This is a genomic window from Psychrobacter sp. YGAH215 (assembly GCF_007280595.1).
GTDB lineage: Bacteria > Pseudomonadota > Gammaproteobacteria > Pseudomonadales > Moraxellaceae > Psychrobacter > Psychrobacter faecalis.
Genome location: NZ_VKLR01000010.1, coordinates 165,424 through 180,463 on the forward strand (window position 1 = coordinate 165,424; position 15,040 = coordinate 180,463).

A 15,040-nucleotide genomic window follows, 5' to 3' on the forward strand; every position below is an offset into this window, starting at 1 on the left:
CATTAACGGTCGCCCTATCCATAAGTAGTATACAAACTACGCTCTATACTGCTTTCGCTCAATGGTGATGCTGCCTCATTATTGCTATTTTGTTTCCATTACCAGCATCAGAATTTATAATGGGGACATTATTATGCATGCCAAAGAATTACTTGAGCTTGAGCGCCGTGATATCAGGGCGCTGCACTATACGTGGATTGCTTTTTTCCTCACCTTTTATGTCTGGTTTAATATGGCACCGCTGGCAACATCGATGCTACAGACAGAAAGCTATCTGACCCCTGACCACATCAAATTATTTTTAATCGCCAACGTCGCGCTAACGATTCCTGGGCGGGTTATCGTCGGCATGGCATTGGACCGTTTTGGTCCGCGGCGTGTGTTTTCTATCCTGATGGTCGTGATGGCGATACCGACGTGGTTTTTTGCGTTTGGTAACTCGGCAACCCAGCTATTCGTCTCGCGCTTATTTATGTCGATCGTCGGAGCCGGTTTCGTCGTCGGTATTCATATGACCACTTTATGGTTTAAGCCAAAAGACATCGGTTTTGCCGAAGGTTTTTATGCTGGCTGGGGCAACTTTGGTTCAGCGGCAGCGGCGATTACCATTCCAACCGTTGCTTTGCAGTTCTTTGGCGGTGACGATGGCTGGCGCTGGGCAATTGCGCTATCGGGTTTGTTAATGGCCTTATACGGCGTGGCCTATTGGTTTTTGCTTACCGATGGGCCAGAAGTTGGTACGCATAAAAAATCTCGCAAAGCGGGCGCGTTAGAAGTCTCAACATGGAAGGATTTGTGGTTATATTGCTTGTTTATTATTCCTTTATACGGCGTCTTATCGCTGCTGGTGTATCGTACGCAAGCGATGGGTTTTTTAAGTGCCACTGGCGGGATTATTTGTTATAGCGTCATTATAGTGATGGTCATTTACCAAATTTATAAAGCCATTAGTGTCAACGTACCTGTGATCAAAGCGGGTATTCCAGAAGATGATAAATATCCCTTTAAATCAGTGGCGGCGCTAAACGTCAGCTATTTTGCTAACTTTGGCGCAGAACTGGCGGTGGTTTCTATGCTGCCGATGTTCTTTGCCGCGACTTGGAAACTTGATCCAACGGCGGCTGGTTTGATTGCCTCTACCTTTGCCTTTGTTAACTTATGGGCGCGGCCACTTGGCGGCTATATCTCTGACAAAATCGGTAATCGCCGTTTGGTGATGTTGGTTTATATGTTTGGTATCGGCATTGGTTTTGTGCTGATGGGCGTGCTTAATGCCGAGTGGCCGTTATTTATCGCCGTGGTGTTTACCATCTTGTGCTCGGTATTTGTACAAGGGGCCGAAGGCGCGACCTTTGGTATCATTCCCTCGATTAAACGTCGTCTGACCGGTCAGATATCAGGTATGGCAGGCGCTTATGGGAACGTGGGCGCGGTATTTTACTTATTTATTTACACCTTTGTAGAGCCCAATCAGTTCTTTTTTATCATCGCGTTTGGCGCATTTGTCGCGTGGATTGTGTGTTATTTTTGGTTGGCAGAGCCCGAAGATGCCTTTGGTGATGAATATAAAATGTCCTCTGTCGATCGTCAGATTGCTGCAGAACAAGGCTAATTATTCATAATAGCTTTTTATCGAAAACCAAAACCCACTTAGCAAACGTTAAGTGGGTTTTTTAATGGGGGCGATATTTATCTCAATATAAGATGAAACGATTTAACCTAACATGATTTAAGCTAATATAATTTAAGCTAGCACCACAGGCACATGACTATAACCGCCCAATGGTGGCTGCTCACGCTCCAAAGAAAAACCCGCCGCTAAGGTGATATCTGTGAAATGGGCTAATAGTGCTTGAGTAGCAATTCTAAGCTGCCAAGTAGCAAGCAGGCGTCCTGGGCAAACGTGCTTGCCGATACCATAAACCACGTTAGCAGCGGCTTGCTTTTGAGGGTCGAAATCATTATCACCAAACACGGCTTCGTCGCGATTGGCTGATGTCCAGTTTAACTGTACGCGCGCGCCTTTGGGTAGCTTGTGCGCACCGATAGATACGGGACACGTAGTGATACGGCGGTTTGAGACGAAAGGATCGTCAATTCGTAATATCTCATCGATGATAGTCTCAAGTTCGCTATCAGTAGCTTGTAACCAGACGCTTACTTGCTCAGGATGCTTGACAATATGAGCGATGATAACGCCGACACACAAAGCGATAGAGCCCAAATCGCCGCCGGTCCAATTACGCAAAATAGAAACCAGTTCGGCTTCGCTCAGCTCACGCCCATCGATGTGCTCGCGGCACAATTGAGCGGTGACGCTATTCATATCAAGGCTGTGGTTAACATTGTTAACGATGTTGTTTTCAGCAGTTTTGGTTTCAGCAGGGCTCGCTTTAAACATGCCAGCCACTTCGTCAGTATTACGATATGGCTGTATCACAGAACGGATAATATCATCGAAGTCTTGTGCGACTTTTGCCATTTTTACGTTGTCTTTTGAGCGAGTAGCGCTGTGATTGTCGCGCATCCACTGTAAAAGCCTTGGTTCTAATTTAGTAGGCCAACCAAGCCACGCGCATTGGGCGCGTACCGCAAATACCGCGCCGATATCATCGACTGCATTGAGCATTTTGCCTTTTGGTAGCTCACTCATTAATTCGGTTGCAACCTTGTCAAAAACAGGGACATAATCCATCAGCGCTTCTTTACTAAGATAACCATCAATCAGCGCCTAAAATGCTCGTGCTCTGCGCCGTACAAACCATTGGGTACTTGCAAAAAACGCGACACCTGACTGGAAAAACGCTTATCATCTAAAGCCGCCGCCACCACATCAGCATGGCGTAGTAACACCCACTCCCCTGCGTCACTTTTTATCACATCATGCGCTTGCCGTAAGTTATCGGTCAGGGCGCGCAAATCACTGTCTTTACAAATAGTGACCTCAGCAGTCGCATGAGCGGTTTTTTGATCAAATAAGTTAGATGTCATCATAAATCCTTACAGCAGGTATTCGGTTTTGTAGCGCCTCTCAATTCTCTACATGTTGAGTTTATACTGCTAGGCAGCTTTATAAACAATAACCATCATACACGCAAATCCATAAGTTTTTAATGAACAAGGAAGTAATGGATAAGGAAGTCACGCTTAAAGCTTTCTTTATTTAGATAAATGATTGACCGTCCACACCGCCGCTTCTACACGCGTGCGCAGACCCGTTTTATTGAGGATATGTTTGACATGGACTTTTACTGTCGACTCGGCAATATCTAAGTTATTGGCAATCATTTTATTACTCAGCCCTTCAGCAATCATCTGAATCACTTGCAGCTCTCGGCTGGTCAAATTACTGGCGATATCTTCGATACTGGGTGTGCGCAAGGTTTGGGCAAGTATCGAGGCAAGGTTTGGACTAATGACCAGCTCGCCGCGCAGGATTTTTCTGATATCAATGATAATCAGCTCAGGCTCCATATCCTTTAACAAGTAACCATCGACGCCCAATTTTAATGCCTCTTGGACATCCTCGCCGCTATCTGAAACCGTGAATAACACGGTCTTGGTATTGATATTTCTGGCTTTGATTTCTCGTAAAGTTTCGATACCGGTCAGTACCGGCATTTTATGATCAAGTATCACCAAATCCACGTCGTTATTTTCTAAAAATGCCAATGCTTCTTGACCGTTGCTGGCTTCGCCAACGACTTTGACATCGTCCTCAAGGCTTAGTAATTCAGAGATACCGCGGCGTAACATCGGATGGTCATCGACCAATAATAGACGCGCAGGCGACGTGCTGGTATAAACTTTAGTACTCATAACATACTCACAAATTAGAAAAAATGGTACAAAAACTCTCTTACTCAAAAAAACTGCTTAAAAAATCAAAAAATGGCAAAGTAAAAACAGTGCAAATGATAAATCTATTCTCTAAAAGGGTGATTTTATTCGATTATAAATAAGCGTCTTGGGTATACTTTTCATCAAAGAAGTTGGGCGCAAATCTAACCGTAACGATGGTACCCTGCGGTTGATTGTCTGTGACAATAAGCTCACCGCCGATGTTATGGGCGCGCTCTTTCATAATGATGAGGCCGTGGTGTTGGGTTTTATCGACACTTCCTGACATGCCAACACCATCATCGATGATACTCATAACGATATATTTATCACCGTCCTCGTACGCCAATTGAATCTCTACATTTTTTGCTTTGGCATGACGGCTGATGTTTGATAACGCCTCTCTGGCAATCTGTATCAAATCTATCTGTTCAGTGGCGCTTAAATTGAGCGTCATAATCCGATTGTGCACGGTCATATTAAAATTGCCTTTTGAGGCAAACTCACTGGCAGCATCACGCAGTGCTTCATCAAAATTATCATTATCAATAGTCAAGCGGAACGTCACCAACAAGTCTCTTAACTGCTGATAAGCGGAGCCCAGACCTATTTTTATCTGCTCAATGTTTTGATAAACAGGCGCTTGTACTGGCTCGCTACCCGCATTTTTTAGATGTCTCTCAAGAACGCTGACTTGGATTTTTAAATAAGACAACGACTGCGCCAAGGAGTCATGCAATTCTCTGGCAATGGTTGAGCGTTCTTCAAACAAAATCAGCTGATGCTCTTGCTGTCTTTGTTTGCGCAGTGATAAGGCGGTACTGATTAAATTGGTCAGCGCCACGATGAGCTCGTCATTTTGCGCATCCAACTCGGCACTGACAAACGGAAAAATATTGCCCACTTCGGTCATTTGAATACGCTGTTCTGGTGTTATATTGCTATGACTATCAGCATTATCGTCGCCATCCGTGACAAAAGAGCGATTCATGACCAGTGTCGACTTTGGACATACACGCAACTCCCCAAAGGTTTCTTGTTGATGGACGATAGGATAAGACTTGGTATGTTCGCCATTTTTAATGCCACAGCTTTCACAGCTCAGCTTTTTGCACAGCTCTTTCATTTTTTCGCCGTGCAGCACGATAGCATTTTTATTGGTGATATATTTATTTTGAATACACAAGGTAAATTCTAAATGCGGCAGCGCTTTGCTAAAGTCTGCAATCAAGTCATCGAGCTGGTATAAGCTCACTTGGCTGGTGGTCAGCGATTTTGAAAAGTCATAAAACAGTGATAGCACTTGATTGGCTTTGACCAAATGCTGGGTTTTTATTTGTACTTCACTCTCAAGCGAGCGCTGATAGGTTTCAATCGTGCCTGCCATGTCATTAAATGAGCTGCCCAATACTTCAAATTCTCGGTAGCCTTTGATGGATACGCGCGTCTGGGTCTGTCCTCGTTTAAATTGGTTATTGGCTTTAATCAATTGCTGAATGGGCAGGAATACCGATTTTTGCAAACGGCGCATGCCGATTAATACGATAATAGCGATAAGCAGCAATGAGAGGATTTGTAAGTTTTGTTGCCATGTCTGGCGCTGCTCGTTTCGGTATTGCAGCTCACCGACGAAGTCATTGACATCTTCGATATAACGCGACGAGACGCTATAAAACCCTTGCTTATCTTGCGCCAATAACGCTGGCTTTAAATCTTGATACCACTGCTCTTTTATCTCTTTAAGCTGCTCATTGATGCGCACATGTCGATTGGCGCTCGTCAGCTGATAGACCTGTAATTCTTCGAGACGATTTTCCATATCGCGGCTGAGAATATCTATCTTTTCAGCGGTCGTTTTATTGGCAAAGTCTAATGTATCCTGTTTGGCACTCTGCTCATTGGTTTTATCGCCTACGCTGTTTTGTCCAACATGTAAACTTGGACTAAAAGGATGGTCATCTGAAAAATCCGTCGCTATCTGAAAATTGAGACGGTAAGTTGCCATACGCACCGAACCTGCCACATTAATGGCCTCAGCATCCGACCTTGCCACCCATGCCAGCGCGCCACTTCCTAGCGTAGACATCACCGCTAAGGTGGCTATGATCAAAATAGCGCCCCAAGCATGCAGCGATAAAGACTGTCTGTGTTGTTTAGACCTCATGAATGGCATTCACCTAGCAAATTAGCGAAAACAGGGAGTAAATAACACTATTAAAATCGTTCATTTTAAAACCGTCGACATTCAAAACCATCCGTATTTAAAATAACAAATGCGCTTATTAATCATTAAAAAACCAAACTTTTGGTAATAATTCTATTACTACTATACCCCTTTTAGCCATCAGTATACCACTATGTATGAATACTCATTATCCCGATAACAAAGTACCGTGAGTTATCATTTTTTATAAATACTTATTTTTTATAAAGACAATAAGTGAGGAAGAGTATGGGCAATAAATACAACTTCAAAGGTGGTACGCTCATTACTGACTGGCGACCTGAAGTAGAAGAGTTTTGGCAAGGCGGCGGTAAAAAAGTCGCCACGCGAAATTTATGGATATCTATTCCATCTTTGCTATTGGCGTTTGCAGTATGGATGGTATGGAGTGCGGTCATCGTTCGCTTGCCAGAGATTGGCTTTGATTTTGATGGCGGACAGCTATTTTGGCTAGCCGCGCTACCGGGGCTGTCAGGGGCGACGCTGCGGATTTTTTATTCTTTTATGGTACCTATTTTTGGTGGACGTCGTTGGACAGCGATATCCACCTTATCTTTATTAATACCCGCGCTATGGATGGGTTTTGCGGTACAAAACCCTGATACACCATTTATTATATTTGCCATTATCGCCCTACTGTGCGGCTTTGGCGGTGGTAACTTTGCGTCGTCTATGTCCAATATTTCGTTCTTTTATCCAAAAGCCGAACAAGGTACAGCGCTTGGCCTAAACGCAGGTTTGGGTAATCTAGGCGTCTCTGTCATGCAGTTTGTGGTACCGATGATTATCTTGGTTGGTGCTTTTGGTAGCTTGGGCGGCGATCCACAAGTATCTGACAGCGGTCGATTATTTTATCTACAAAATGCAGGCTTTATTTGGGTACCCTTTATCTTGCTATTTACGGCATTGGCTTGGTTTGGCATGAACGATATCGCCACTGCTAAAGCGTCGTTCAAAGACCAATCGGTTATCTTTAAACGCAAACATAACTGGATTATGTGTATCCTTTATATGGCGACGTTTGGCTCTTTTATTGGCTTTTCTGCTGCCTTCCCGATGTTGATTAAAAACTCCTTCCCTGCTATTGACGCACTTAAATTTGCCTTTTTAGGGCCTTTGGTTGGCGCGTTATTTCGCCCATTAGGGGGCTGGATATCTGATAAAACCAGCGGCGCAAAGGTCACGTTTTGGAACTATATCGTGATGGTACTAGCGGTACTAGCGGTGATGTACTTCTTACCTAGTGAGACCAGTGACGGCAGCTTTGTCGGCTACTTTATCTCCTTTATGGTGCTCTTTATTACCACTGGTATCGGTAACGGCTCAACCTTTACCATGATTCCGGTTATTTTTAGAACCTTTCATGACCGCCGTGAGCCTGAAAAAGCGGGTACAGAAGAGCTGTTTGTCGAGATACGTAAAGAGTCAGCAGCAGTAGTCGGCTTTACCTCAGCGGTTGCCGCTTATGGCGCTTTCTTTGTGCCAAAAATGTTCGGCTCAGGGCTGGGTATCGATGGCACCTTTATCTCCTTAATCATCTTTTATGTCCTCTGTATTGTGTTGACATGGTGGTATTACAGCCGCCCGAATGCTGAGATTCCTTGCTAAAACGGCTGTGTTATAAGTCCTTTAAAGCGACTTTTATACAAGCAAAACTAAATCTATAAAGTGCTATTTGCCCATGTAAGTAGCACTTTTTTTATTTTAAATTTTTACTGCTCATGATTGGCTTTATTATCAGCGTCACACGCCGTCACTGAGCAGCTATTTAGCCGCCATTTTCCAGTGCTTTCATTTTTAGCAGCTACTACTAAGGTGGTAGTGCTCTGCTCATGTTAGCGGATAGTAAGGGTGCTATGGCTTACTTAAAATGACGCTATTGAAATAATATTTACGGCTTAGGTGCATATCAATATCGAATCAAGTACGACGATACCAGCATGCGGCACTCAGCTTTAGATACACCATAGGCAATAAAACAGAGGATAGCGAAATGAGCCATTTACTCGACCAATTCCGTTTTTTTAAACGTAAACAGGGCGAATTTTCCGATGGGCATGGCGAGACGCGTGATGAGTCTCGTGACTGGGAAAACGTGTATCGTAGCCGTTGGCAATACGATAAAATCGTGCGCTCAACGCATGGCGTCAACTGTACCGGTTCTTGCTCGTGGAAGATTTATGTGAAAAACGGCTTGGTGACGTGGGAAACCCAGCAAACCGACTATCCTGAAACCCGCCCTGACTTACCAAACCACGAACCACGCGGCTGCCCTCGCGGCGCAAGCTACAGCTGGTACATGTACTCAGCGAACCGTGTCAAATATCCAAAGGTACGTAAACCGCTACTAAAATTATGGCGCGAAGCCAAAGCTCAGTATCCTGATCCTGTCGATGCGTGGGGCAGTATTGTCCAAGACCCTATCAAAGCAGAACAGTACAAATCTAAGCGCGGTTTGGGTGGCTTTATCCGCTCTACATGGGCGGAGGTCAATGAAATCATCGCTGCCAGTAACGTTTATACAGCCAAAACCTTTGGGCCGGACCGTATTATTGGTTTCTCACCGATTCCTGCGATGTCGATGGTCAGCTACGCAGCAGGCAGCCGTTATCTATCGCTTATCGGCGGGGTATGTTTGTCGTTTTACGATTGGTATTGCGACTTGCCACCAGCCTCTCCTATGACTTGGGGTGAGCAGACGGATGTACCAGAGTCCGCTGATTGGTACAACTCAGATTACATCATTGCGTGGGGTTCAAACGTGCCGCAAACGCGGACGCCAGATGCGCATTTCTTTACCGAAGTACGTTATAAAGGCACGAAAACCGTCTCTATCACCCCTGACTATGCAGAAATCTCTAAGCTCACCGACTTATGGCTCAATCCTAAACAAGGTACCGATGCGGCAGTGGCGCAGGCGTTTTGTCATGTCATTATCAAAGAGTTTTATCTCAAACAGCCAAGCGATTACTTCTTAGACTACGCCAAACGTTATACCGATTTGCCGGTGCTTGTAATGCTAGAAGGTGAAGATGGCGCGCGCCGTGCGGGTCGCTACCTGCGTGCTTCTGACTTAGTCGATGACTTGGGTCAAGAAAACAATCCTGAATGGAAAACCATCGCTTTAAATAATGACGGCGAATTGGTCTCTCCGCTGGGCTCAATCGGCTACCGTTGGGGCGAAAAAGGCAAGTGGAATCTTGAGCAAAAAAACGGTACCACGGGCGAAGATATCGATCTGACGCTAACCTTAAAAGACAGCGCTGAAACTTGTGTCGTGGGCTTTGACTACTTCGGTCATGTGGATCATCCGCATTTTACCTCGGTACCAGGCGAGCCTATCCAGCAAAAAACCGTCCCTTGCAAAACCATTACCCTTGCCGATGGCAGCACCGCTATCGTAGCCACTGTATTTGATTTAACCGTTGCCAACCTTGGTGTTGACAATGGCGTCGGCGGCGAGCACGTCACCGATGATTATAACGATGCAAGCGTACCGGGCACGCCAGCTTGGCAAGAAGTGATTACCGGCCTTAGCCGTGAGCGCGTGATTCAAGTGGCTCGCGAATTTGCTGAAAACGCCCATAAGACTCATGGTAAATCGATGATTATCATCGGCGCAGGTATGAACCACTGGTATCACCTCGATATGAACTATCGCGGCGTGATTAACATGCTCATGCTTTGCGGCTGTATCGGTAAATCTGGTGGCGGCTGGGCGCACTATGTTGGTCAAGAAAAATTACGCCCTCAAACCGGCTGGTTGCCATTGGCATTTGCGCTTGATTGGCATCGTCCGCCGCGTCATATGAATGGCACGAGCTTCTTTTACAATCACAGCTCACAGTGGCGTCATGAAACCATCTCAGCTCATGAGATTCTCTCGCCAAATGCCAATAAAAAATTCTTCCCAGAGCACATGCTTGATTACAACATCCAAGCAGAGCGCGCAGGCTGGTTGCCATCAGCGCCGCAGCTCAACCGTAATCCATTGACCATAGCCGCCGCCGCAAAAGCCAGTGGTAAAGACGTAGAAGAGTATGTGGTTGACTCATTAGAAGACGGCAGCTTACGCTTTGCTTGTGAATCACCTGATAACCCGGTGAACTTCCCGCGCAATATGTTTATTTGGCGCTCAAACCTCTTGGGTTCATCAGGTAAGGGTCATGAATATATGCTTCATTACTTCTTGGGCACCAGAAACGGTCTGCTTAACGAAGAAAACCCGACGGGTCACCTGCAGCCAAAAGAAGTCGATTGGGTAGAAAAAGGCCCTACTGGCAAGCTTGATTTGGTCGTAACACTTGATTTCCGTATGTCCTCGACCTGTTTGTACTCTGATATCGTCCTGCCGACCGCAACTTGGTATGAAAAAGACGACATGAATACCTCAGACATGCACCCGTTTATTCACCCATTAACCGCCGCCACCGACCCTGCTTGGGAATCTAAATCGGATTGGGAGATTTATAAAGGCATTGCTAAGAGCTTCTCTGAGATATCAAAAGGCCATTTGGGCGTGGAAACCGACGTGGTTACTCTGCCTATGCAGCATGATAGCCCAGGCGAGCTTGCGCAGCCATTTGGTGGCACCGACTGGAAAACCGCTGGCGAAAAACCCGTTCCGGGCAAAAACTGCCCGATGATTAAAATCGTTGAGCGCGACTATCCCAATACCTATAAGAAATTCACCTCTATGGGTCCGGCTTTAGAAAAACTGGGCAATGGCTCAAAAGGTTTGAATTGGGACATGAAAACCGAGGTCAAACAACTGGGTGATTTAAACCACCGTGTCACTGAGCCGGGTATCTCTGAAGGTCGTCCTCGTCTAAATACCGCGGTGAATGCGTCTGAGATGATTTTGATGCTGGCTCCTGAAACCAATGGTCACGTCGCCGTTAAAGGCTGGGCAGCACTGTCTGAATTTACCGGTCGCGACCATACGCATTTGGCGAAATCCAGTGAGCATGAAAAGATTCGCTTTAAAGATATCGTTGCGCAGCCACGCAAAATCATCTCAAGCCCGACGTGGTCAGGTATTGAATCTGATGAAGTGAGCTATAACGCCGGTTATACCAACGTCCATGAGCTGATTCCTTGGCGTACGATTACCGGTCGTCAGCAATTTTATCAAGATCACCCTTGGATGCAGGCGTTTGGTGAGCAAATGCAGCAGTATCGTCCGCCTATCGACACCAAGACGACGGAGATTATCCAAAATACCAAGCCCAACGGTAATAAAGAGATCGTGCTGAACTTTTTAACACCGCACCAAAAATGGGGTATCCACAGTACCTACTCTGAAAACTTGCTCATGCTGACATTGAGCCGCGGCGGTCCTTGTGTGTGGTTATCAGAAGTCGATGCTGCAAAAGCCGGTATCGTCGATAACGACTGGATTGAAGTCTTTAACGCCAACGGTGCCATTACCGCGCGTGCCATCGTTAGTCAGCGCGTCAAAGAAGGCATGACCATGATGTACCACGCCCAAGAAAAACTGGTCAACATTCCCGGTTCTGAGCAAACAGGCACGCGCGGCGGTATCCATAACTCGGTCACTCGGACGATTTTGAAGCCGACCCACATGATTGGTAGCTATGCCCAGCAATCTTATGGCTTTAACTATTATGGCACCGTTGGTTGTAACCGTGATGAGTTTGTCGTGATTCGTAAAATGTCAAAAATCGATTGGCTAGAAGATAAGCCAGATGACTCATTACCGCGTCCATTACCAACCACCCTTGATGGTTAATAGCACGTTTATACATTGCTACTGATAAGTACTTATATTAATTGCTTTTATACAAAAGCTTGGAGCACACCCCATGAAAATTCGTTCACAAGTCGGCATGGTGCTTAACCTCGATAAATGTATCGGTTGTCACACCTGCTCGGTCACCTGTAAAAACGTTTGGACCAGCCGCGAAGGTATGGAGTACGCGTGGTTTAACAACGTTGAGTCAAAACCCGGTATCGGCTACCCCAAAGAGTGGGAAAACCAAACCAAATGGAAAGGCGGCTGGATACGTAATGCCAACGGCACCATCAATCCGCGCATCGGTGGTAAATTTCGAGTATTGGCCAATATCTTTGCCAACCCTGATTTGCCAGAGATCGATGATTATTACGAACCCTTTGATTTCGATTATCAGCATCTACATACCGCCCCTATCAGCAACCATCAACCTATCGCCCGCCCGCGCTCAGCCATCACTGGTAAGCGTATGCAAAAGATTGAATGGGGTCCGAACTGGGAGGAAATCTTAGGTTCAGAGTTTGAAAAACGCCGTAAAGATAAAAACTTTGACAACATTCAAGCGGAGATTTATGGCGAATACGAAAACACCTTTATGATGTATTTGCCGCGTCTGTGCGAGCATTGCTTGAACCCTACGTGCGTCGCTTCATGCCCAAGTGGCGCGATTTATAAGCGTGAAGAAGACGGTATTGTCTTGATTGACCAAGAAAAATGTCGCGGCTGGCGCATGTGTATCTCAGGCTGCCCGTACAAAAAGATTTACTACAACTGGAAATCGGGCAAATCTGAAAAATGTATCTTTTGTTATCCGCGTATTGAAGCTGGTCTGCCAACGGTTTGCTCTGAAACCTGTGTTGGCCGTATCCGCTACTTAGGCGTCCTACTTTATGATGCCGACAAAATCGCCGAAGCCGCTAGCACCCCGAATGAGCAAGACCTTTATCAAGCACAGTTGGATGTGTTCTTAGATCCTAATGATCCTGCGGTCATCGCCCAAGCACTAAAAGATGGCGTACCGCAATCGGTGATTGATTCAGCCCAGCGCTCGCCTGTTTATAAACTGGCGATGGATTGGAAACTTGCTCTGCCATTGCATCCTGAATACCGTACGCTACCGATGGTTTGGTATGTACCGCCATTATCACCGATTCAGAACGCCGCCGAAGCCGGTAAAGTTGGTATGGATGGTCTGATTCCGGATGTTGACAGCTTACGTATTCCGCTGCGCTATCTTGCCAATATGCTAACCGCAGGCGATGAAGAGCCAGTACGTTTGGCGCTAAAACGTCTACTTGCGATGCGTAGTTATAAGCGTATGCAATTGGTAGAAAAACAAGAAGTGCAAAGTATCTTGGACGATGTTGGTCTGACCAAACTGCAAGTAGAAGAGATGTATCGCTACTTGGCGATCGCCAATTACGAAGACCGTTTTGTCATCCCAACCGCGCACCGCGAAGAAGCTTTAAGTGACGCTTTTGCTGAGCGTAACGGTTGCGGCTTCACCTTTGGCGAAGGCTGTTCAGGACATTCTGACAACAGCATGTTTGGACAACGTAAAGCCAATCGCCGTGATTTCATCGATACCGTCCAAAAATGGGAGTCATAAGATGCAAACTACTCAATTTCCTAACAGTCATTCCGTGCATGAACCTATGACGCCCCCGACTATTGGTGCTTCGGATTTGATGATTCTCAAGGTGTTAAGCTTACTGATAGATTATCCAAACAATGAGCTATTTAGTGGTGATACCCTCGCCGATTGTACCGAAATTGTCGCGCGCTCGACGCTAATTAGCCCAGAAGTACGCACCCAAATCACCGAATTAATCGAAGATTTAATCGATACCGGTTGCCTTGAGGCTCAAGCGCGTTATGACGGTCTGTTTGAGCGCGGTCGTTCGCTATCGCTGTGGTTGTTTGAGCACGTACACGGCGAATCGCGTGATCGCGGTCAAGCGATGGTCGATTTGATGGGTCAATATGAAGCAGCCGGTTTTGAGATTAGTGTTAAAGAATTACCCGACTATCTGCCTTTATATCTTGAGTTTTTAGCCTATCAAGCGTCGGTGATTAATGACGATATTCAGATTCGTATGGATATTGCCGATGTTAGCCATATTATCGCCCTGCTTGCTGCTCGATTAGAAGGTCGCGGTAGCTTGTATAAAGGCTGCTTTAATGCGCTATTGCAAATCGCTGGTAAACCGCTCGATATCGTTGAAGAGTACCAAGAGCAAATCAGTAAAGAAAAGCGTGATGACAGCTTTGAAGCATTAGATAAAGAATGGGAAGAAGAAGTGGTGACGTTTTTGGATGCGCAACAAGAAGAGCGCTGCCCGTCACAAACAAGTACCCAAAATCTTGCAGCAAAAGCTGGTATAAAAAATACCTCTGCTACAAATGCGGTCGATGCTCCAGTGCACTGGGTAGATTTTAAAACCAACCAACCGGTTAAATCATAATAAGGAGAAAGGACATGAATATCGCAGATCCTAGTGTGCAGTCTTTAGCCAACTTAAACTGGCTACAAATTTTCCTTTTTGGCGTTTATCCGTATGTGGCATTGACCATCGCTATTATTGGTACTTGGGTACGTTTTGATTTATCTCAGTATTCATGGAAGACAGGCTCAACACAGATGCTCAGAAGCAAAAACATGCGCCTTGCCAGCAACTTATTCCACGTTGGCATTATCGTGGTCTTGCTGGGTCATTTATTTGGCATGTTGACACCGCATTTTCTTTATGACAGATTTATCAGCGCCGGACATAAGCAGATATTAGCGGTGGTGGTCGGTGGTATCGCAGGGGTGTTTTGTTGGTTTGGCTTAGTCATGCTCATGTGGCGACGCTTTACCGATGACCGTATCTCAAACACCTCATCGTTCTCAGACAAGCTGGTACTGGTGCTGTTATTTATCCAGCTGAACTTAGGTCTGCTGTCCATCTTTACGTCAGTGAAGCACTTAGATGGCTATACCATGATGAATTTGGCCGGCTGGGCACAAGACATTACCATTTTAAGACCTTGGCAGGCAGCGGCGCGTATCGAGCAAACCGACTTGATTTATCAGCTGCATATGGCGCTCGGTATTACACTGATTGCGATATTCCCGTTCACACGGCTTATCCATATTATCAGTGCGCCAATCTGGTATTTCGGTCGCCGTTATCAGATTGTGAGAGAGAAACGTTCGCAATAGAAATAGCCACAATAGT

10 protein-coding genes are annotated in these 15,040 nt (G+C 45.8%); 6 read left to right on the plus strand and 4 right to left on the minus strand.

Going from position 1 to position 15,040, the window contains the following annotated elements:
* Positions 1–133: 133 nt before the first annotated feature.
* The gene (locus FOR85_RS06225) at positions 134–1,612 is read left to right on the plus strand and encodes an MFS transporter (protein ID WP_144297174.1); all 1,479 of its coding nucleotides are present in this window, start codon (positions 134–136) and stop codon (positions 1,610–1,612) included.
* Positions 1,613–1,744: 132 nt separating this feature from the next.
* Here FOR85_RS06225 and FOR85_RS06230 read toward each other — a convergent pair whose 3' ends face one another.
* The 4 genes from FOR85_RS06230 to FOR85_RS06240 form a co-directional block, all read right to left on the minus strand.
* Complete coding sequence (locus FOR85_RS06230) at positions 1,745–2,695, minus strand: cytochrome P450 (RefSeq protein ID WP_223808543.1); 951 nt, start codon at positions 2,693–2,695, stop codon at positions 1,745–1,747.
* Positions 2,696–2,724: 29 nt separating this feature from the next.
* The gene (locus tag FOR85_RS12780; RefSeq protein WP_223808544.1) at positions 2,725–2,994 is read right to left on the minus strand and encodes a hypothetical protein; all 270 of its coding nucleotides are present in this window, start codon (positions 2,992–2,994) and stop codon (positions 2,725–2,727) included.
* A gap of 165 nt (positions 2,995–3,159) precedes the next feature.
* The gene (narL, locus tag FOR85_RS06235; protein WP_144297175.1) at positions 3,160–3,819 is read right to left on the minus strand and encodes a two-component system response regulator NarL; all 660 of its coding nucleotides are present in this window, start codon (positions 3,817–3,819) and stop codon (positions 3,160–3,162) included.
* A 133-nt stretch (positions 3,820–3,952) separates the two neighbouring features.
* On the minus strand, positions 3,953–6,004 hold the full coding sequence (locus FOR85_RS06240) for a histidine kinase (RefSeq protein ID WP_144297176.1): 2,052 nt from the start codon (positions 6,002–6,004) through the stop codon (positions 3,953–3,955).
* Between the two features lie 288 nt (positions 6,005–6,292).
* Here FOR85_RS06240 and FOR85_RS06245 point away from each other — a divergent pair, with 288 nt between their 5' ends.
* The 5 genes from FOR85_RS06245 to narI all read left to right on the plus strand — a co-directional run bounded on the left by FOR85_RS06245 (position 6,293) and on the right by narI (position 15,024).
* The gene (locus FOR85_RS06245; RefSeq protein ID WP_144297177.1) at positions 6,293–7,672 is read left to right on the plus strand and encodes a NarK family nitrate/nitrite MFS transporter; all 1,380 of its coding nucleotides are present in this window, start codon (positions 6,293–6,295) and stop codon (positions 7,670–7,672) included.
* A 385-nt stretch (positions 7,673–8,057) separates the two neighbouring features.
* Entirely contained in the window at positions 8,058–11,816 is a 3,759-nt protein-coding gene (locus tag FOR85_RS06250) for a nitrate reductase subunit alpha (protein WP_144297178.1), read from the plus strand.
* A gap of 73 nt (positions 11,817–11,889) precedes the next feature.
* Positions 11,890–13,428, plus strand: coding sequence for a nitrate reductase subunit beta (narH, locus tag FOR85_RS06255; RefSeq protein WP_144297179.1), 1,539 nt, complete (start codon positions 11,890–11,892; stop codon positions 13,426–13,428).
* 46 nt (positions 13,429–13,474) lie between these two features.
* Positions 13,475–14,284, plus strand: a complete 810-nt coding sequence (gene narJ / locus FOR85_RS06260; RefSeq protein WP_223808545.1) for a nitrate reductase molybdenum cofactor assembly chaperone — start codon at positions 13,475–13,477, stop codon at positions 14,282–14,284.
* A 14-nt stretch (positions 14,285–14,298) separates the two neighbouring features.
* Positions 14,299–15,024: a respiratory nitrate reductase subunit gamma gene (gene narI, locus FOR85_RS06265; protein ID WP_144297181.1), complete on the plus strand. Its 726-nt coding sequence runs from the start codon at positions 14,299–14,301 to the stop codon at positions 15,022–15,024.
* Positions 15,025–15,040 lie beyond the last annotated feature (16 nt).

Excerpts from the sequence above, each read along its gene's own strand:
- FOR85_RS06225 (WP_144297174.1), top strand. The coding sequence starts at position 134 with ATGCATGCCAAAGAATTACTTGAGCTTGAGCGCCGTGATATCAGGGCG.
- FOR85_RS06230 (WP_223808543.1), bottom strand. The coding sequence starts at position 2,695 with ATGGATTATGTCCCTGTTTTTGACAAGGTTGCAACCGAATTAATGAGT.
- FOR85_RS12780 (WP_223808544.1), bottom strand. The coding sequence starts at position 2,994 with ATGATGACATCTAACTTATTTGATCAAAAAACCGCTCATGCGACTGCT.
- narL (WP_144297175.1), bottom strand. The coding sequence starts at position 3,819 with ATGAGTACTAAAGTTTATACCAGCACGTCGCCTGCGCGTCTATTATTG.
- FOR85_RS06240 (WP_144297176.1), bottom strand. The coding sequence starts at position 6,004 with ATGAGGTCTAAACAACACAGACAGTCTTTATCGCTGCATGCTTGGGGC.
- FOR85_RS06245 (WP_144297177.1), top strand. The coding sequence starts at position 6,293 with ATGGGCAATAAATACAACTTCAAAGGTGGTACGCTCATTACTGACTGG.
- FOR85_RS06250 (WP_144297178.1), top strand. The coding sequence starts at position 8,058 with ATGAGCCATTTACTCGACCAATTCCGTTTTTTTAAACGTAAACAGGGC.
- narH (WP_144297179.1), top strand. The coding sequence starts at position 11,890 with ATGAAAATTCGTTCACAAGTCGGCATGGTGCTTAACCTCGATAAATGT.
- narJ (WP_223808545.1), top strand. The coding sequence starts at position 13,475 with ATGACGCCCCCGACTATTGGTGCTTCGGATTTGATGATTCTCAAGGTG.
- narI (WP_144297181.1), top strand. The coding sequence starts at position 14,299 with ATGAATATCGCAGATCCTAGTGTGCAGTCTTTAGCCAACTTAAACTGG.